Below are 19,054 nucleotides of genomic sequence, written 5' to 3'. Positions count from 1 at the left end.
CAAAAGGAGGATTTTAAGTTTGTGGAAGTTATTCCTCTTTATACCCCCTATAAATCTCAAGGCTCCTGCTTGCCCTTGCCCTTATCGGCCTCCCCATAATTCTAACAATTTTATCTGCTTTAGCCTTTCCATGCCTTAGCATTTTGTTTTCCGTTTTTATCTTGTCTATCTTGAAGGTGTAGCCTCCGACTTCGAGAACCTCTCCAACTGCAAACTCCTCTTCCCTATCAACTTTGACCTTAAATGACTGCGTGATCCCTTTGGAGAGATAAATGGAAACCCCGATTATCTTTGGATAGGTTAGGCTTTCTCCCCAGAGCGTCTTAACTTCCTTTATTAAGGCTTTTTCAACTCGTTTGTTCTCCTCCAGTTCAATTCCAGTAATTCTAACTTCATCGTCCTCGATTTCCACTATATCTCCTATTTTTATCTCCTCATCCTCAGGAAGCTCCGCAAATCTTTTGAAGCTCCTTTCATGTTTGCTGACTATTATCGGAACCTTAATGACCTTGCTCAATGTGAGCTGCCATACATGACCGCACTCATTGCACTTCAATTTCACTTCTCTTCCTCTCTCCGATATAATCTCAACTTCCTCACTTCCACATTCGGGACATACAAAGTATTCTTCCATTTTTACTCACCTTCCAGCTTTGGGTGATTCTCTTTATAAAGATTAGCTCAGCTTTCTTTTAATCTGACGAGATACGTTCTTCCATCTTTAACCCTTTCTATTAAGCCTTTTTTCTCCATATCCCTTAACAGGAGACTGACCTTTGCCTTTGAGAAGCCAAGCCGCTTTACAAGATCGCTTTGGTAAAGAGGGCCTTCTTTAAGCAGTTCAAGAACCTTTTCTTCATCTGATCGCAGGTCAATTAGAGTTTTTTCTTTTCTTCTATAGAGAGTTCCAGCGAAAAATCCACCTAAAAAGGCTATGAAAATTGTTGCCAGAAACATTGCCAAGGGGAACTGATTTGTCACCTCTCCCGAAAATCCCACTATAAAATAAAACTCTTCTTCTGGCCTAACGTCTGTTTTTTTCCATTCCAAAATCAGCGCATTTCCCGTGCTTTCAACTTTATCTGGGGAAGGAACTATGGGAGATAGAATTGCATACCCCTTGGGGACGTAGAGCCTTGCATAAAAATATCCCACTGGCTGGTTAAATTTTACGTAGTATGAAAACTGCTTTTTCCCACTAACCTCCTGGAGCATTCCTTCTGAGTAAAAGCTTATTCTTATTTTTAATCTGCTTCCGGGCGAAACCTGGGGGAATTCAATATAAACGGCATTTATGTCACCTACAATTTTGGAGACACTTATGTTGGCTATCTGAGTTTTACCATTGATCTCAATTATTGCCTCAGGATTTTCAATTGGGTACTCGGAATAGAAAGTGTAATGAGAAAGGGGAACATTCGGAAATAGAACAAGCTCGATAGTTTCTTTTACCTTATAATCCTCCAGAATATCAAAATAAAGGGAGTAGCTATCCAAGTTATATTCATAATCCTGGGAAACCACAGATTTTGACGACAAGAGCAGGAAAAATAATAGGGCTATTAAAGTTGACTTCCTTCTTGAGGATTTTTTATTTTTAACAGGGGACATATCTCCATACACTCCTCACAGTGAATACACCTTGCTGAGTCGACCTCTATCTTTCTTGTATAGGGGTTTATTCTTAAAGCATTTTCTGGACATTTCCCAACACAAACCCCACATCCAACACACTCATATGCCCTCTTTATTAGGTAGTACGCCCTTATAGCATCTTCTCTGCTCTTTGCCCTAACCCCTTCCTCTGTAAACACTATAGTCCCTATCCTTATGGAGTTTCTATCTTCAGTTACTTCACCCAATATTGGGGCTACCTCTCTGATTCTTTTCAGGATTACTCTCGTGTTTATTCTGAGAACGAATTCTCCGTCTCTCTCTTCAAGCGAGTATCTTATAGGTTCCCATGTCCTTTTTTCTGGAATCTTTACTCCAAGTTCTTTTGCGATGGCCTTTTGCCCTTTAGTTAATTGTCTCCACCTCCAGAAGCCGTAGGTTATCCATTCTTCTGGCATTCCAAAACGTTCTTTCCACTTCCTAAGTTCATTCTCCCATTTTTCCCACAACTGTGGCTTTTCCTCCTTTAGTGTTTGAATTTCAGCTAAAGAAGAACTCGGACACATAAAACACCCGATTCTATCTAGGCGATTCTCATATAGGGGATTGTATTTTAGCTTACGGGAAAATATGTAAAGCCAAACCTCAAGAGCGTTCCAGTGAAATATTGGGGAGGCTCCAATCTCATTAGGCACCCATGGATTTTTCCACACTCTGGGCTGTTTGTATCTCTGCATGCTTTCATACTTTCTCTGACCTACAAACATCAAGACGCCATTGGGATAGTGCTTCTTTATCGTTAATGTTATTGGGCCTAGCTTTGTAACTTTGCAGCACCACCTGTAGTCTCTTCCCGGAGGTGAAAAAACACTAAGGGAATTCCAGAATGCATCACCAGCATCAGCCACGATAAATCTTATGTTTCTCTTTTCAAGCTCCCGCTTAATTTCTCTTACATACTCAAGAGTTTCTGGAAATTCTATTCCGGTGTTGTTAAAGAAGACCGTAAAGTCCTCGAACTCCTCAAGAGCCAACCCCAAAACGGCCAAGCTATCTTTTCCACCACTGAAGGCAATGGCAATTGGTTTATTTGTATTTTGGGCAGTTTTTCTCATAAACGCTCTGGCCTCTTTAACTCTCTCCTCTAGTGCTGATTTGTTGGCCTTTATTACTTCTTCCATAGTTGCTTTCTTACCTTCTCGATATTGAACCTTTTTCTGATGCCTTGTCTTTATCCCTGTACCACGCTCTTTTTTATCAATTAGCTGGTCATAGTTCTTTTTAGCTATGCCTGTAGCAATGACCTCATCCTCACAGACCACGATTACGTCATCTCCAATTCTAATGCTTTTTTCTGCCTCAATAACTCCCACGGGTAGAACGTTTGCACCGTTTTTTATCGGCTCTTTTGCACCTTTATCCACTATAACCCATTTCTTCATGCTCTTTCCAAAGCGCTTCCACAGAGCCATAGCGCCCTCAATCTTCAGCCCTGGTTTCCACTTAAGTTCAAGCGGATCAAAGCGAAGCCATCCAAAAATATAGCCGTCTACGATTATCTCATACACATCATCTTCTCCAGGGGTTTTGTTCAAAAGGACTATCTTCCCGTCAATTATCTCACCAACATCAACACCGTAGTGGGATTTAAACTCTCTCTTAATAAACTCTAGATCCTTTTCAAAGGCAAATCTCACGTCTGCAGGAGGAGTTAGATCTACCCTAAAGCCTTTGCCGTGAATATCGCACCTCTCACTTATCAACGGGACATTACACTCCTCGCACCAGTGAATGTGGGCTTTCCCTAAAAATACTGGTCCCTTTCTCATTATCTCACCTCTTGGAAAAAAGAAAGGAATAGGGTTTATAATCCCTGTGGTTCAAGAGAAACATTGACCAAAAAATTTATAAGAGCATTGCAATCCCTAACTTATCGAGGGCCGGTAGCTCAGCCTGGTTAGAGCACCGGGCTTTTAACCCGGTGGTCGCGGGTTCAAATCCCGTCCGGCCCGCCACTTAACAACTTTTCTAGTAATCGAAAGAGCTTAAAGTTCTGAATACCAATTACCTTACGGGTGATAGCATGGATGTTTTTGAGCTGGCTAAAAAATATCATGTTGAGCTGGGTATAAAAGAACCGAGCTTTGCCACGATGGCAGCAGAACTTTTCGGAGACCTCGGGTTAAGTATAATGAACCACCTAAAGGAAGAGGGATACACTCTAAAGGGCACAAGATTCTTGGACTACGAGAAGAGCCTTGTGCTGGAAATAGTAAAGGAAAATAAGAGCTACGAAATCCTTTTGAGAAAGCTTTAATAGCTCACCTCATAGTCGAAGATTATTTCTTCCTTTTCTCCTGGATTAACCGTTATCTTGAACTCTACATAGTTGGCCGTTTCACTTACGGGACTCACAGAGCTTTCCAGTATTTTACCTCTCCATTTGTAATGCCTTACGACAACTTCTTTACTTTCATCGCCAAAGTTCTCTATTGTAACTTTGATCTTGTAATACCCATAGCGGTCCCCATGTCTCTCTTCTAGAACCTCCGTCTTTCCTTTCAAATCAATGTCTCTGCCGAGTTTAAGCCTCAAAATGTCACCTTTTGCTGTGTGGTCTATCATTTGTTCTCCAATTAAGACGTTCTTGTCTTCCATCTCTTTGTAGATTTCCACGACTCCTCTGGGAAGAACTTCACTTGTCTTCAGGGAGATTATCTCATAAACCTCTTGACTTCCACCATAGGGATAGCTTTCATAGAGGTATTCTCGCGTAAATTGGCTTTCTTGGTAGATGTATGGAATAAGTTTCTTCTCAAAGGTGCCTATATCCACTGTACCAAGTTTGTAGAGATAAAAAGCTTCTATTTTTGTCTGTTGAACGGGTTGCTCGGGAACCTCCTTTCCTATTGCCGCCTCTTGTACTGCATAATATCTATCCATAATCACCTGAGGAGGCTGATAAAATTGCACATCGCCTGAGACTAAGAGAACTTCCGTGTTTTCAAAGCTCTTATTTGTGGGATTGTCAATTACAATATAGCCATAAAACTCTGCTTTATCTCGGAGGTAGAGCTTGTACCTTGAGCTCCAACCTATTCCCTTCACTCTGTAGATTAGCTTAAAGAAGTATTTTCCATCCTCCTCAGCGTTTATTATGGCATAAATGTTCGCTTTGCTCTCTTCCCCAATCGAGGTCATTTTCACGTATGCAATCTCATCTGGGTTTATCAAGTAGTACCCATCCCCTTGAACTGCGATCTTTCCATCTTTATATCCAAGGAATTTTCCGTTTATTGTTCCTCCACTTTTGAGTTTTATTGTCACTTCTTTCCCAATATTGGCCTCGATCAGGTTTTTTCCTTTCAGCTCTTTACTTATGACACCGAGCACTTTCACTTTCTCATCAAGAGGCTTTAATGTGATCTCATCAATTTGGAGTCCTTCAAGCATTTCCAGTGGAACTTCATTTATGCCTTTCTTCAACTCAACCTGAAGGGTTTTTTCCACCACTCCAATTCTTGCAGAGTCATAAAGTGCAAGTGCAGTGTGACTTTCTTCAGCTTTCGTTTGATGGAACACGATCATAGCCAAAAGAACAAAAATCACTAAAACTCCTCCAACAATTTTTTGTTTCATTTCAATCACCCGTAAAGAATATCACCCCCATTCTATTTATAGAAATCGACAGCTTCAATCACATTCGAAATGGAAAGACTTTTAACATTGTCAACATAACTGAAACTGTCATCACTATAATCGAGGTGGTAGAGATGGATAGAGTTGCAAAAGCTAGGGAAATAATCGAAAAGGCAAAAGCTGAGAACAGGCCACTTGTTGAGCCAGAGGCAAAGGAAATTCTCAAGCTTTACGGCATTCCAGTTCCAGATTTTAAGGTCGCAAGAAATGAGGAAGAGGCCGTTCAATTCGCAAGGGAAATAGGGTACCCAGTCGTTATGAAAATAGTTTCTCCACAAATTATCCACAAGAGCGACGCCGGTGGTGTCAAGATCAACATAAAAAACGACGAAGAAGCTAGGGAAGCCTTCAGAACTATTATGAAGAACGCCAAAAACTACAAGCCTGATGCAGATCTTTGGGGAGTCATAGTGTATAAGATGCTCCCCCTTGGCAAGGAAGTCATCGTTGGTATGATAAGGGATCCGCAATTCGGTCCTGCAGTAATGTTCGGTCTCGGTGGAATATTCGTTGAAATTCTCAAGGATGTGAGCTTTAGGGTTGCTCCAATAAGCAAAGACGAAGCCCTTGAGATGATCAAGGAGATAAAGGCTTATCCAATCCTTGCTGGAGCAAGAGGAGAAAAGCCTGTGAACATCGATGCTCTTGCCGATATAATAGTCAAAGTTGGAGAATTAGCCTTAGAGCTGCCAGAGATTAAGGAGCTTGACATAAACCCCATCTTTGCCTACGAGGACAGTGCAGTTGCAGTTGATGCTAGAATGCTCCTTTGATCCCTCTTCTTTTTAAATTTGGGAAAGAGGAAAGGTCAATACCAAGTTTCAGCTATCACGTCGTGTTTGTGTATGCTCTCATGGCTCACAACCTTTACATGGATTCTGCCTCTGAACTTCTGCTTTGCCTTGAAGATTATCTCCCTAGCAACATCTTCCACGAATTTGGGGTTTGAATACATATTTTGAACAACTGCGTTCTCATCAATGGTCTTTAATAGGGTGTAAGTGGGAGAGCTAAAAGAACTCTCTACTACATCTATCATATCCTCCAGAGCTATTTCCTCGTTGTAATCTGTTTTTATTTCGAGTGTTGCAACTGCTCTCTGAATGTGGGTTTTTCCTTGATTGTTGGCCATTGCATGGGGACATGCGGTGTTTCCAATTACCTTAACTCTTAAAACTTTCTCAATTTGCCCGGGCTCTTTTATTACCCCAACCTCAACATCATACGTCTCAAGGCTAATTTTTTTGCTGGCAGGTGTTTCCCTTTCCATGATAAGCTGTGTTTTAATCCACACCTCGGCTCTCTTGTGAGGATGCTTCCCTTCTAGCCTCTTTATAACTGCAAGACCAAGTTCTTCAAGAGAGGTGTGTGCTTCTTTTACCTCCTCCTCAACGGCCTCACTCATTGTTTCGGTAATACTCTCCACAAGTCTGCTCATGTGAATGCCCTTCTTTTCCTCAGGAACATCTATTGTTATCTCAAACGTCGGAATAAAAGTGTAAAGCTTACCTTTCCAGTTTATTCTCGCTATTGTTCTCAAGTTTGTTATACCAACTCTGTGAAGTCTCTCTCTGATCTCTGGAATTTCTTCTTGAGTTTCAAACATTTCCTCACCTCCATTAGGAAGACCTAATTGGCTCTTTTAAACTTATCTCAAAAATCTCATGAGCTTCTCATAGCTTTCTTTTGCCACGGTAATATCTTCCTTGTTGAGCCGGTATCCATACTTTGCTTTCTCAAACACCCGGGTAAGTTTATCTAAATCCTCCAAATCCTCAAAAATGTCCTTTAGCCTGTCTTCATGCTCCCAGTGAGTCCAGCTTTTTTGATACGGATAGCCTTTCCTTATTAACCCTGCAACAACATTTTTGTACATTTTGATTATCCTCTCTTCTGGAGTCCCTTCAATTGAGTCAAAAGTTATCTCAGGGTCAAACTTAGCAATCTCAAGCTTTTCCGATTTCCCTCTTCTCGTTGCGAAAAGAAGCACAAGGATAAGAGCAAAAACGAAAATTGGAGCAAGATAGGCATAACCTGGAAGAGGTTGATACGTTATTCTGAAAGTATCGTTAAAAAAGCTGAGCTTTGGATATTTAATTATAGGTGCTTGAACACCTCTATAGGGCTCAACTCTCCTGCTGAAAAGAGCCCTCAAAGCTATCACAATTGCCAAAATAATTATAAGCTCTCTGAGATACTCTCCTTTTGTTCGTTTTCTCTTCTTGACTGACTGCAAAGGAATGCCCTTTTCAAAAAGAAACCATACTGAATAGGCAAGAAGCCCAAAAAAGAAGACCGCCCACAGGATATAAATCACCTCAATGTTGAAAGCACTGTGTCCGTGTTCTACAGTAGCCCTGAAGAGAACAGCAAAGAGCAGCAACATAAGCAAAAATGGCAGTGTTTGCTTCATATCTACCGCCCATTTATTATGTAATAGACAGTCCTCAACGGAATATTGAGTTCTTCACTTATTTCTCTAGGCGTTTTTCCTTTTTTAATGAGCTCCTCAATAAGCTTTAATGTAGCTGAATCATACTTTTTAGGTCTTCCCCGGGCATGGTTCATAGGAACAAGCTTGATCCCCATTTGATTAAGCGCTTTGATAATTTTTTTGGAAACCTTCGGGTACAAGCTTGGAGGGCATCCAATGACCTTCACATTTGGGGCTTTTTCAAGTATTTTCACAAGGATTATTTTGGTCGGTCTGAGATTTATGTAAACTTCAGTAACATCCCTGTTGAGCTTCTCCTCTATTTTTCTCAAAAGCTCATCATTATTTCTCGCCTTTATCTCAACCCTCATCCTTCTCACCCTTGGAGGAGTTCCAAAAATTGTTTTGCCTTATCACTCTTCGGCATAAACTTCTCAAATTTTTTCGTGTCCTCAAATAGCGCCATGTGCAAGCCAGAGAGCACGAATTTCTCTATAGATTCTCTAAGCTCTTCTTTGTCTATCCCAAGTAGCCTGCTGACTTTTTCTTCGTCAAAGGGGCTAACCCCATACAAAATAACTCCACCCAAAAGGTAGTTGGGGATGTTTGAAATCTCGCTTCTCTTTCCACTTAAGAGGGTTTCAATTTCACATTTTTTAATGATAAGCATGCTGCCAAACCCAGTACGGAACCCCGGTTCATCCATAAACGGCAGATCGAAGACTGAATAATGACAATCTATACAAGGCCTTATTTGGGGGTATAAGCCAATAGTTTCTCTTTCTTTTTCAGAAGTTAGGTAGTAATACCTGAATAAATCTAAGGCAAGAATTCTAGCCCCCTCCTCGGGATACAGTGAAGCGTAGGCTAGTGACAGATTATCTATAGTATAGTGGCTGTTTATCAGAACCCCCTTAGTTTTCACGTAGGTCAAGAGCCTCCATCTGAATTTTCGACCAAAGCGCTTTTTGAGTTCTCCATCTACATCCGCATCTACCGGGAGTTCGACTCTCTCTTTCTTTAGTCTTCCTCCCTGCCAGTACTCCACCTCTATCCTCATTCCCTTTCTTTGAACCTGGCCTTTTTCCTTGAGCTTGGACTTTATCTCCTTGAAAGTATCCCTGGTTTTATTACTTTTTTGCCCTAGGATTCTAAGAACATCACCCGAGTAAGCCAGATGAGGCAATATCTCTATTCTTCCGAGTTTAATGGGCTTTTCGGAGATTTTTATTGATTCGAGTTCTTCTTTGTTGGTGATATCTTCAACTTCAATAACTTTCTTTCCTTTGTAAAAGGTATAATTGGATTCTATTGTAGCAAGAGCCATTTTATGGGCTGTTATTGCCGTTCTAAGCCGCTCAAGGGTTAACATGCGGTAGTGGTTTCTCAGCAGAATTCTTCTAATATGAGGATCTCGCTCCCTTTTACTCGACATTGTATATGAGAGCGTCTCGCCAACTCTACGAGAAAGCTCTTCTTCCAGATCCTTGAGAAAGGCCAAATTACGGTTTAAATTAAAAGCTAAATAAAGAGGGTCGAAATTCTCAAATAACCTGGTCATGTTTATCTTTATATCGTCCAAGACCCTATTTATCTGGGCTATAAGCTCTTCAGTTGTCGTCATGGGAGGAGTTCCTCGTTGGCAATTTTTTCGGGGAGATACTTTCTCGCAACGAACTCCAAACTCTTGTTTGCGAGAGCCTGCTGTTCAATCCTAACTCCCCACTTGAGTGCCAATTTAAGCTGTCTCTGCCACTCCTTGTTCTGGAACCACGGGTAGTTCATCTCCTCTATAATACGCTTGTAATCCCCTGTAGGACCACCTTTTTTGTTCGGCGGAATTCCTTTGAGCTTTTCTGTAACGTTCTCAAGACCGTATTTCTTGATGTCGTCCATTGTCATACCAACGAATTTTGCCTCAGGCGTTGCAAGCTTTTCACTGAGATAAGCGAGGTTTATTGATCCCTGCTTGATTGTAGAGTAAATATACCACCCATAGGGGTCGCCATCAGTAAAAACGATTATTGGCAATCCTTCCTCATAGTGAAGCCTGTGGATGAGCCTCCTAACGCCTCTTGAAGCCTGTCCCTGGGTGGCAACTATGAGAGCTTTCTCCTTCTTCGGGTACTTTTCTTCGATAAGCCTATCCGCCATAGCGGCAGTCTCTACGACGAGAACGTAATCCACATTAATCTCTGGAAACTCTATATGCTCTACAGTTCCAGGAACTGCCCATCCACCCATACCGAGCTTTGAAGCATTGAACTCATCTTCTCCGTCCTTGATAATTATATCACCGTAAACGTATCCTCTTCTGTCTGCAGTTATGTGCATTTCCTCCCTCAAAACACCGAACATTCTCTCTAAGTCCTCTATAATGGGGTCGCTTTCGCTCTGATCTTCAAAGGTGTTTTCCTTTGTACCAGGGATAGTATGTTTGTTTGCATAATAGGCTTCTCTCAAGCTTGCGTGCTTACCCTCAGCAACAAGTCTCTTTATGTAGGCTGCTATCAAGAGAGTCTGCATAAATTTCCTTGCATGGGCAACGTGAAAGAGATACCTCCTCGAAGTCTTGTTGCCCATCTTAATCAAGCGGTCTTTTTCATCAAAGTAAACGTTGCTGAGACCTCTTGTAGGAACGTCTATAAAGGGATTTCTCCCGGCTTTTATTTCTTCAAGAACTTCTTTCCCGAACTCCTCAAGCTTCTGAAGGACTTTTTTAGGGTCGTAGCTGAAGCGTTCCTTAGGCTTCTCACGTTTAAGCATTCTCCTCAGCCTCCAGTGGCTTTTCTTCTATGGCTTCAAATTTCTTTTCGATGATCTCTACCAGAAGGGTTTTTATCTTATTTTCAGGCTCCCCGGTTAGAATGCTCAAAGCTCTACTTATCTCGGGAACATACTTCTCAAACGTCTTCCTTCTCTTCACCTGGTAGAGCCTGCGGTGTTTTCCTCCGAGATATTTGGCAAGTCTTCTGGCAACTTCCATTACAGCGAGCCTTATCTCTTCGTAGATCTCTTCTTCACTGGCAACGCTTTGCTTTCCGGTAGAGGTATAAGGAACGTGAACACTGATCACATTAACCAAAAGTACCAGCGGCGTTCTTTCTAGATCATCTACCCTATATCTCTTCCAGTCGATATTCCTTGCCGCGGAGGTTATAACACATGAGCCGGCATCAAAGAGAAGAGGAACCCTGTTAGCGTACCTAAGAAGGTCAAAACCACTGCTCAACTCTCCCCCAAAAGCCAAGCCCACCTCTACTTGGAAAGGAATTCCTCCGCGATAGACCTTAGGGGGTCTCGTTACAGCGGTTACAAACTCTGGCTTTAAAATGCCCAAAAGCCCCTTTTCTATATTCTCCTCTCCAATTGGTCTTAGTCCATGGGTTGGTGGGGCTAAAAAGGTCATGTACTTAAATGCTTCTACGATCTCTTCAGCTTCGTGCCAAGTGAGCTTATCCGGAGACTTTTCCATAATCTTTCTGACTTCTCTAAGAACTTTTTTACCTCTCCTTCCAAAACTTGCGATTATCCTATCAACTTCTCCTTCAGCGAGTCTTTTTAAGAGTTGTTCTCTAACATTCTGCTCCTCTTCTTCCTTTATAAGCCTCAAAGCAGCTATGTATTTCACAAGTTCATCTATTTTTTTATCGCTTATTCTCGAAAACTCCCCTATAAGGAAAGTCCTCACTGTTGTCCTTGTCGTTCTTCTAGCCATTCTGTAAACATCATCTGTCATTACTCCCTTTGGATGGGGCTTCATCTCCTCCGGAGGCTCTGGAACTTCTTCACTGCTCCTCGGAAAGACTATCAACTTTCCATCTGGTTCTATAAGTTCAATATGAGCATGAGGATTGGCTATCGCGGTGAGCTTAAGATACCAGTAAGGCCCCTGCTTCGAACGGATGTAGCGGACTTCTTTAACTTCCATCTCTATTCTCGTTCCTCTCCATCCTGTAGGGTTAGGGTGTTTTATCTTTTTGAAGATCTTTCCTTCGTTTTTTTCTACGTCTATACCAACCCAAGCTTCTATTATCTCATCTCCACCAGTGGAGGTTATAACCCTAGTAGCCTTTCCACTGGTGATTTGAGCAAACATCACGGCACCGCTAATTCCAATACCTTGCTGACCCCTGCTTTGAATGTTTCTGTGGGCCTTGGTACCAGCGAGCATTTTACCAAAGACGTGCGCTATGAACTTTTCCGGGATTCCAGGGCCGTTGTCTTCGACGATTATTTTATAGTGTTCATTTCCAAGTTCTTCTATCTCGACTCTAACGTAAGGCAGTATACCAGCTTCTTCACAAGCATCCAACGAGTTTGTTACCGCTTCGTGGATAAGGGTTGTAAAGGAGCGCAGTTTCCCAGTATAGCCAAGCATTGCGGCATTTCTTCTAAAGAACTCACTGACACTCTGGATTTTAAACTCCTTAAAAAGCTTGTTTGCTTCAGAATTCGCCATAATACATGCCTCCTTCAAGCTCTAAATCCTTTTTCCTTCTTTCAAGATATTTGTAAACGGTTCCGTGGGGGGAACCTTTGGCAAGCTTTTCAATAGCCGTTTTGGCTATTTGGACTTGAATTGGATTTCCAATGATAGCAACGGTCTTTCCATAGACACTTATGTCAGTTCCACTCATTTCTTCAATTATTTCTCTTGTTCTACCCTTTCTACCGATTATTCTTCCTCTAACCCTTGGGAGAGCATTCTTCTCATTCCCTACAACAACATCCGTTAGGTCAACGATTTCAAGAACCTCGCCTTCGTTAAGCAGTCTAAATGCTCTCTCCGGAGAGAAGCCCCTTCCAATAGCCAATACAATATCCCTAGCCTTCCATACCGCTAAGGGATCGTCAGTTTTTTCTGTGGAAGTGATAAATACTTCTCCCGTTTGGCTGTCTACCTCTATCTTGGTTTTTGTTGCCTCTTCAATCTTTTTCTTTGTCTCACCCTTCTTCCCTATAACCACTCCAATTCTCTCTTTAGGAATTCTCACAAACTCTTCCTGCTCGCCAAGGGCTTCAAACTCCTCAATTTCAAAGGATTCCTTCTTTTCCCCCTCCTTATCCAAATACTCATACTTTTTCAGCTTCTCCTCAAACTCGTCCATTTCAATCACCTGTTAGCTCTCTAAACTTCTCCTCGAGATTATCAACGGCCACTCCCCTTTTAGCGAAGTAGTTGATGATATTTCTTAGATCACGATAGAGCAGTGAAAGCGCCATTCTATTCCTCTTCACCGTTGCCTGAGACCAATCAATTATCACTGGCCTATCCCAGATGAGGATGTTATACTCACTGAGGTCACCATGAACCATGTCGCCCCTCTTCCAGAGCTTCTCAATTGAATCCATGGCAAATTCATAAAGCTCCTCAAATTCCTCTTTACTGAGTTCTTTTTCTACGTCTTTTAATCTTGGAGCGGGGTACTCATCTCCAATAAACTCCATTATGAGGATGTTGTTGCTGAATGCTATTGGTTCTGGAGCTCTAACAGCGTATTTCATCGCTCTCTGGAGATTTTTAAATTCCCTTCTAGTCCATACAAATACTAGCTTTCTGATATCTTTTGGGAGATATCCAATTCTTGGATCCGCCGCTAGATACTCCCATATTCTCCTAAACTCGGTTGTATAGGTGCGATATATTTTAACGGCAATAGGGTTGCCATCAGCATCAATACCCCTAAACACATTAGCCTCTTTTCCTGTTGAAATTACACCGAGTAATTTTTCTATGTTCCCCCTTCGATGGAAGTAGGAAAGGGTGTTAACAGTTGTTCTATCAAATACCTCACTAAACACTTTATAGAGCTCACTATCTTTTTCCCTACGCTCTTCTAATCCCAGAATCTGGGATATCTCTTTATCTATATCCTGAATTTTCATAGCCCATCACAAAGTCAAGCCGCCGGTAAGGAAATCTTGAGTGATCTTGTTCTTCCTGATAAGCCAATCAACTTGGGTCTTTGTATAGCGATAAACTATATCTCCCCTTTCGTCGCTTTGCACTTCCCAGGGTTGAACTATAACCACGTCTCCAACCCTAATCCACATTCTTCTTCTCAGCTTCCCAGGTATTCTGCATCTCCTAACCTTCCCGTCTGAGCATCGGACGTCCATCCATCCTGAACCCAGAGCTTGCTCTACTATTCCGAACACTTGGTTATCCTTTGGTAGAGGAACCCTAATGACCTCCTCACCTTCAACAGTTCTATTTTTATCGTTTCTTGGCATGAACATCACCCCACGTAGTTTATTTGATAACCTTATAAGCCTAAGCTTTTTGCAAATATTTTCCACTATCTATTAATTGGGATGTTTTTAAAATTTTTGCATGAATTCATTTAAACATCCATAAAGTTGAAAAGGAGAAAAGCCTAAACTCCAATTACGTATAGAGGGGGATGAAATATGAAGGAAACAATACTCCTCACGGGCCCTCCCCTTAATGGACGGGATGAATATGCGGAAGAAGCATTAAAGCTTGCAAAAAGTGAGAGCTTCCAGTACTATCATGTGTTTGATTATCTGAAAGAAGTCGGAAGAGAAAAGGGCGTCAAAATCACAAGAAAAAACGTTTTAGACTTTGCGATAAGCCATCCAGACTTAATGAACAGCATAAGGGATGAAGCCTTCAAAAGGATAAAGGATGAAATCGAAAAGAGCGAAAAGGCCTTCCATATAGTCTCAACTCCAGCTCTGTTTAGATGGGGGAGCGGGAGCGTTTTAGGTTTCACTCTAAGCAACTTAAAACTCTTAAGGCCAAGTAGAGTCATCATAATGCTCGATGACATTCTGAGTGTCAGAAGAAGGATAATCCATGACAAGGAATGGTTTGAGCGCTTTGGAGGGGACAAAGAGAACATTAAGCTCACGACCCTTGTTATGTGGCGTGAAGATGCCATAAACCACGTGAAGACCCTTGTGCACGAGCTTAACAAAGAGGGGATTCAAGTTAGGTATGTCCTTCATTTTGGAATTAGGCATCCTCCTCAGACTTTTATAGACTTAATTTTCCATGAAAAAGAGAAGCCCCTGGTGTATCTAAGCTACCCGATGACAGGGCATGAGGAGGAATACTACCACAGGGTTAGGGGATTTTACGAGAAGCTCAGCAGATATTTCACAGTCTTAGACCCCGGAGCTCTTGACGACTGGTGGATTGTGGCGGAGTACGATGCCCAAGTAGAGGAAAACCCCGATGTGCAGAGAATAAAGATCAAGAATATCTGGGATGGTGAAGAAATAGAAGAGCTCGACAGAGAAGATATAGAACAAGCCACAGACATTTTGAGAAGGCAGCTCGTTGAGAGGGATTTTAATCTGGTAGATGTAAGTAAAGCCGTAGCAGTCTATCACTACGCTAAGGGGGTTTCTGCTGGAGTAATAAGTGAGATGGCCGAGGCTTACAGAACTTTGGGGGCTATTTATCTCTATTATCCGTTTAAAAAGAGGCCAAGCCCATTCATGGAGTTCTACGGCATGCAGAATCCCTCTAGGAGAACAATGTTCAAAGACGAGGATGAGATGATCCAAGCGATGGTGGATGAGAAGGAGTACTGGACCAAAGCTTAGAGTAATCCATATTCCCGGAGCACATCTGAAATATCGTCTGGATTTCCCTTTGCTTTTATTTTCCCTCCGGAGAAAAAGACGACAAAATCTGCAAGTGGAAGTAGAGGTCGCCAAATGTGAGAAATTACAACAAAATCAACACATATGAGTTATAGCTTTACAGAAACCTCAAACGTCAGAATTCTTCACAAATCAAGAAACAAACAGAAAAAAGAAGGGAAAAAATCACTTCTTGACCCATCCGCGGTCTTTCATTGCTTGGTAGACTCTGCTGACCGCAACGACGTAAGCTGCATCTCTCATGTTAATGTTCTTCTCCTTGTGGGTGTTGTAGACGTCCCAGAAGGCCTTGGTCATCTTCTTGTCGAGCTTTGCCCTTGTCTCCTCAACTGTCCAGTAGTCACCGGTTATGTTCTGCACCCACTCGAAGTAGCTGACTGTAACACCACCGGCGTTACAGAGGAAGTCTGGGATGATGAGTATTCCCTTCTCGTAGAGGATCTCGTCAGCTTCTGGTGTGGTTGGACCGTTTGCAAGCTCGGCAACGATCTTAGCCTTGATGTTGTCGGCGTTCTTCTTTGTGATTACCTCTTCGATAGCTGATGGTGCAAGGACATCTACCTCAAGCTCGAGGAGCTCTTCGTTGGTTATTGTTGTTGCACCTGGGAAGTCCTTAACACTGCCGGTCTTCTTCTTCCACTCAAGGACTTCATCAGCGTTAATTCCGTCTGGGTTGTAGATACCACCCTTGCTGTCGCTAACTGCAACAACCTTCATTCCATACTCTTCGCTCATGATCTTGGCCATGTAGTAACCAGCGTTACCGTAACCTTGGATGGCTATTGTCTTGCCCTTAAGGCTGTCCCATCCAAGAGCTTTTGCTGCTTCTCTAACTGTGTAGCTTGCTCCTCTTGCTGTAGCGTCCATTCTTGCTATGATACCACCAACGCTTGGTGGCTTACCTGTGATAACACCGAAGGATGGGTCTTTTCTTCTTGAGATTGTTTCATATTCGTCCATCATCCATGCCATAATCTGTGGGTTAGTGTAAACGTCTGGAGCTGGAATATCGGTGTATGGACTTATGACATCATAAATAGCCCTTACATATCCTCTTGCGAGTCTCTCCTTTTCTCTGTCGCTCATTTCCTTTGGATTACAGATGACACCACCCTTACCTCCACCGTATGGGAGGTCCATAACAGCAGTCTTCCAGGTCATCCAAGCGGCCAATGCCTTAACGGTGCTAAGTGTTTCTTCTGGGTGCCATCTAATACCACCCTTTGTTGGACCGCGAGCCCAGTTGTATTGGACTCTAAAACCAGTGAAGACCTTTACAGAACCGTCATCCATCTCAACTGGAATGCTGACCTCAACAATTCTTTGTGGCCTCTTTAAAAACTCAAGGGCCTCTTCACTTATGTCCATATATTGGGCAGCTCTTTCAAGCTGCTTAACGGCAATTTCAAATGGGTCTTGCTCAACCATGTTCATCCCTCCAATTTAGGTGATTGGCGATACAAATTTGAGCAATAGCCTATATAAACTTTTCGCCGAAAGTGGTTAGAGAACCGATATTTTTAAACAAAAGGTTATGTACATACATTTTCCTATAAATAGAAAACATCTAAAAAAGTTTTTTGATAAAGGAGCTTCCAGAGGCTTTTTTTAGCATACATTGATGCCTAAAAAAGTGTATTGATGTATGGAAAGTTTTAACTATGTCAAAATATTTTAAAAAGGTAAAAATGCCCTCAGCGAGAAGTCGGTCATCACCCTTCAGCTCACTCTTGTTCCAATCATCGGGACATACTTAGTTATCCTAAATCCTTTTAAAGCTAAACCCACAGTCAAAGTTATGCAATTACATAATATTTTTCAATTGCGAAATTTTAGACAGTTGTCCAAAAAATCATATTACGCTAGTTTTAAGTATTGTTATCTTGACAAATGTCCAGATTTTAAGTTTTAAGTGTTTGTAAATCGTCTTTTGTCGAAATAAGCCAAGAGAAAAGTTTATTAATGGAAGAAAACATAGACACATTTGCCGATATTTGTACATCGGCACAGTTTTCCATACAACACTATACGAGGTGAATTAAATGGAGCAAAGGGATAGGTGGGCAACCAAAATTGGTTTGATCTTAGCCATGGCAGGAAACGCAATAGGTCTCGGAAACTTCTGGAGATTCCCCTATCAGGCCGCCAAGAACGGTGGCGGTGCGTTCATGATTCCCTACTTTGTTGCACTGTTCCTCCTTGGAATACCCATCATGTGGGTAGAGTGGGTTGAAGGTAGGTATGGAGGTAAGTATGGCCACGGTACATTGGGTCCAACATTCTACTTAATGGCCAGAGAAAGCTTGAAGCCAAAGACAGCGTTGATATTTGGTATGATCGGTGGTATGTTGGCATTCTCAGTCACGACATTGCTTAACAGCTATTATCTGCACATTATAGGATGGTCAGCAGCTTACACGTACTTCAGCGCAACCGGAGCATATTTTGGAAAAGACTCCGTGGAGTTCCTTATCAGCTACCTCAGCAACAATACCCAAGTGTTCATCTTCTGGGGTATCTCAGTCGCACTCCTCGGTGTCGCAGTGGGACAAGGTGTTAGCAAAGGTATCGAGAGATGGGTTAAAGTAATGATGCCAGCTTTGTATGTGGCAGCTATCTTATTGGTTTTGAGATCTCTCACCCTTGGTTCACCAGTAAAACCAGAATGGAGCTCAATTAAGGGATTTGAATTCCTATGGGAGCCAAGATTTAGTGAAGTAACATGGCAATCAGCTCTTGCGGCTGCAGGACAGATATTCTTCACCCTCTCGCTTGGTATGGGTATCATACAGAACTATGCCTCCTACCTCGGGCCAGAGGATGACGTTGCACTTTCAGGTTTGGCAACGGTTTCACTTAACGAGTTTGCTGAGGTTATTCTCGGTGGTTCAATAGCCATTCCAATAGCTTTCGCTTACCTTGGCCCAGAAAAGGCTATAGCAGGTGGTGTCGGCTTAGCGTACATAGCCTTACCAAACGTCTTCATGAACATGCCGGCTGGACAGTTATTCGGTGCAGTATGGTTCCTATTGCTCTGGTTTGCAGGATTTACATCAGCTATAGCCATGTACAACTATCTTGTCGCTCTGCTTGAGGAAGATCTCAAGATAAACAGAAAGACAGGTTCAATCATGGTGTTTATACTCTACTTCCTCTTGGGACTTCCAGTCGTCCTAGATCCAACAAAGAAGTTCTTAGAGCTTTACTACCTCACAGAGCTTGACAACTGGGTTGGATCATACTTGCTCGTCGTGCTTGGTCTCTTCGACATCATAGTTGCAGTATGGCTCTTTAAGCCAGATAACTTCTGGGAGGAGCTTCACAAAGGAGCATACATCAGAGTTCCAGAGTGGGTTAAGCCAATAATCCTTTACATAGCCCCAATTTATACGATAATCCTCCTGGTCTTCACCACTAAGGACTATATAACCGGAGGATACTTCAAAGCAGTACCGGCATATGTTAAACCAGAGCTTGCCCAATATGCCAATTGGGTCTGGTACGCAAGAATAGTAATGTTCATAATACTCATCATCGGGGCCATTGAAGCATACATGGCAATCAAGAAGAAGTATGGCGAGGAATTAGCAAAGAACGAGGTAATAATAAAGCTCTGAGGTGGTGAAAAATGAAGGCAAGTGCTTTGGCATTTATGGCCCTTGCATGGGG

Annotated in this window: 18 protein-coding genes and 1 tRNA gene; 5 read left to right on the top strand and 14 right to left on the bottom strand. The window is 42.2% G+C overall.

Annotated features, from left to right (window positions below):
- Nucleotides 1–28: 28 nt before the first annotated feature.
- The 3 genes from ACZ5NL_RS00220 to ACZ5NL_RS00210 are packed head-to-tail and all read right to left on the bottom strand — an operon-like array spanning nucleotide 29 to nucleotide 3,443.
- Nucleotides 29–634 (bottom strand): HVO_0476 family zinc finger protein, encoded by a 606-nt coding sequence (locus ACZ5NL_RS00220; protein ID WP_464842307.1) that lies wholly within the window; start codon nucleotides 632–634, stop codon nucleotides 29–31.
- Between the two features lie 47 nt (nucleotides 635–681).
- A complete protein-coding gene (locus tag ACZ5NL_RS00215; protein WP_464842305.1) occupies nucleotides 682–1,524 on the bottom strand; it encodes a helix-turn-helix transcriptional regulator in 843 nt (280 codons plus the stop codon).
- Between the two features lie 38 nt (nucleotides 1,525–1,562).
- Nucleotides 1,563–3,443, bottom strand: coding sequence for a phosphoadenosine phosphosulfate reductase domain-containing protein (locus ACZ5NL_RS00210; protein ID WP_464842304.1), 1,881 nt, complete (start codon nucleotides 3,441–3,443; stop codon nucleotides 1,563–1,565).
- Nucleotides 3,444–3,551: 108 nt separating this feature from the next.
- Here ACZ5NL_RS00210 and ACZ5NL_RS00205 point away from each other — a divergent pair.
- Both ACZ5NL_RS00205 and ACZ5NL_RS00200 read left to right on the top strand, forming a co-directional pair.
- Nucleotides 3,552–3,629 (top strand) — tRNA-Lys (locus ACZ5NL_RS00205).
- 68 nt (nucleotides 3,630–3,697) lie between these two features.
- Nucleotides 3,698–3,931, top strand: coding sequence for a hypothetical protein (locus ACZ5NL_RS00200; protein ID WP_004070161.1), 234 nt, complete (start codon nucleotides 3,698–3,700; stop codon nucleotides 3,929–3,931).
- Here the strand turns inward: ACZ5NL_RS00200 and ACZ5NL_RS00195 are convergent.
- Nucleotides 3,928–5,253 (bottom strand): DUF4139 domain-containing protein, encoded by a 1,326-nt coding sequence (locus ACZ5NL_RS00195; RefSeq protein ID WP_464842303.1) that lies wholly within the window; start codon nucleotides 5,251–5,253, stop codon nucleotides 3,928–3,930. The two genes, ACZ5NL_RS00200 and ACZ5NL_RS00195, sit on opposite strands and share 4 nt — an antisense overlap.
- 134 nt (nucleotides 5,254–5,387) lie before the next feature.
- On the opposite strand from ACZ5NL_RS00195, the gene ACZ5NL_RS00190 reads away from it, so the two are divergent.
- Nucleotides 5,388–6,086, top strand: coding sequence for an acetate--CoA ligase family protein (locus ACZ5NL_RS00190; RefSeq protein WP_464842302.1), 699 nt, complete (start codon nucleotides 5,388–5,390; stop codon nucleotides 6,084–6,086).
- 35 nt (nucleotides 6,087–6,121) lie between these two features.
- On the opposite strand, the gene ACZ5NL_RS00185 is transcribed toward ACZ5NL_RS00190, so the two are convergent.
- Genes ACZ5NL_RS00185 through eif1A form a run of 9 tightly spaced genes read right to left on the bottom strand, consistent with a single transcriptional unit; the run spans nucleotide 6,122 to nucleotide 13,990 of the window.
- On the bottom strand, nucleotides 6,122–6,919 hold the full coding sequence (locus tag ACZ5NL_RS00185; protein ID WP_464842301.1) for a GTP cyclohydrolase IV: 798 nt from the start codon (nucleotides 6,917–6,919) through the stop codon (nucleotides 6,122–6,124).
- Between the two features lie 42 nt (nucleotides 6,920–6,961).
- Nucleotides 6,962–7,726, bottom strand: a complete 765-nt coding sequence (locus tag ACZ5NL_RS00180) for a DUF4129 domain-containing protein (RefSeq protein ID WP_464842300.1) — start codon at nucleotides 7,724–7,726, stop codon at nucleotides 6,962–6,964.
- 2 nt (nucleotides 7,727–7,728) lie between these two features.
- On the bottom strand, nucleotides 7,729–8,118 hold the full coding sequence (locus ACZ5NL_RS00175) for a DUF1699 family protein (RefSeq protein WP_464842299.1): 390 nt from the start codon (nucleotides 8,116–8,118) through the stop codon (nucleotides 7,729–7,731).
- 5 nt (nucleotides 8,119–8,123) lie between these two features.
- Nucleotides 8,124–9,371, bottom strand: coding sequence for a DUF530 family protein (locus ACZ5NL_RS00170; protein WP_464842298.1), 1,248 nt, complete (start codon nucleotides 9,369–9,371; stop codon nucleotides 8,124–8,126).
- Nucleotides 9,368–10,513: a DNA topoisomerase IV subunit A gene (locus ACZ5NL_RS00165; protein WP_464842297.1), complete on the bottom strand. Its 1,146-nt coding sequence runs from the start codon at nucleotides 10,511–10,513 to the stop codon at nucleotides 9,368–9,370. The genes ACZ5NL_RS00170 and ACZ5NL_RS00165 overlap by 4 nt, the downstream gene beginning before the upstream one ends.
- Nucleotides 10,506–12,209 (bottom strand): DNA topoisomerase VI subunit B, encoded by a 1,704-nt coding sequence (top6B, locus tag ACZ5NL_RS00160; protein WP_464842296.1) that lies wholly within the window; start codon nucleotides 12,207–12,209, stop codon nucleotides 10,506–10,508. The genes ACZ5NL_RS00165 and top6B overlap by 8 nt, the downstream gene beginning before the upstream one ends.
- Nucleotides 12,196–12,858, bottom strand: coding sequence for a KH domain-containing protein (locus tag ACZ5NL_RS00155; protein ID WP_464842295.1), 663 nt, complete (start codon nucleotides 12,856–12,858; stop codon nucleotides 12,196–12,198). Before ACZ5NL_RS00155 ends, top6B begins: the two co-directional genes overlap by 14 nt.
- Nucleotide 12,859: 1 nt before the next feature.
- Nucleotides 12,860–13,636: a serine protein kinase RIO gene (locus ACZ5NL_RS00150; protein WP_464842294.1), complete on the bottom strand. Its 777-nt coding sequence runs from the start codon at nucleotides 13,634–13,636 to the stop codon at nucleotides 12,860–12,862.
- Between the two features lie 6 nt (nucleotides 13,637–13,642).
- Nucleotides 13,643–13,990, bottom strand: a complete 348-nt coding sequence (eif1A, locus tag ACZ5NL_RS00145; RefSeq protein ID WP_435371996.1) for a translation initiation factor eIF-1A — start codon at nucleotides 13,988–13,990, stop codon at nucleotides 13,643–13,645.
- 171 nt (nucleotides 13,991–14,161) lie between these two features.
- Between eif1A and ACZ5NL_RS00140 the strand changes: the two genes are divergently transcribed.
- Nucleotides 14,162–15,325, top strand: a complete 1,164-nt coding sequence (locus ACZ5NL_RS00140; RefSeq protein ID WP_464842293.1) for a hypothetical protein — start codon at nucleotides 14,162–14,164, stop codon at nucleotides 15,323–15,325.
- Between the two features lie 225 nt (nucleotides 15,326–15,550).
- On the opposite strand, the gene gdhA is transcribed toward ACZ5NL_RS00140, so the two are convergent.
- Nucleotides 15,551–16,813 carry a glutamate dehydrogenase gene (gdhA, locus tag ACZ5NL_RS00135; RefSeq protein WP_464843489.1) on the bottom strand — a complete coding sequence of 421 codons (1,263 nt, stop codon included), beginning with the start codon at nucleotides 16,811–16,813 and terminating at the stop codon, nucleotides 15,551–15,553.
- Between the two features lie 614 nt (nucleotides 16,814–17,427).
- Here gdhA and ACZ5NL_RS00130 point away from each other — a divergent pair.
- Nucleotides 17,428–19,002 carry a sodium:neurotransmitter symporter family protein gene (locus tag ACZ5NL_RS00130; protein WP_464842292.1) on the top strand — a complete coding sequence of 525 codons (1,575 nt, stop codon included), beginning with the start codon at nucleotides 17,428–17,430 and terminating at the stop codon, nucleotides 19,000–19,002.
- Nucleotides 19,003–19,054 lie beyond the last annotated feature (52 nt).

It is taken from the genome of Thermococcus aegaeus, from assembly GCF_055393685.1.
This window is presented reverse-complemented; position numbering and strand designations above follow the sequence as displayed.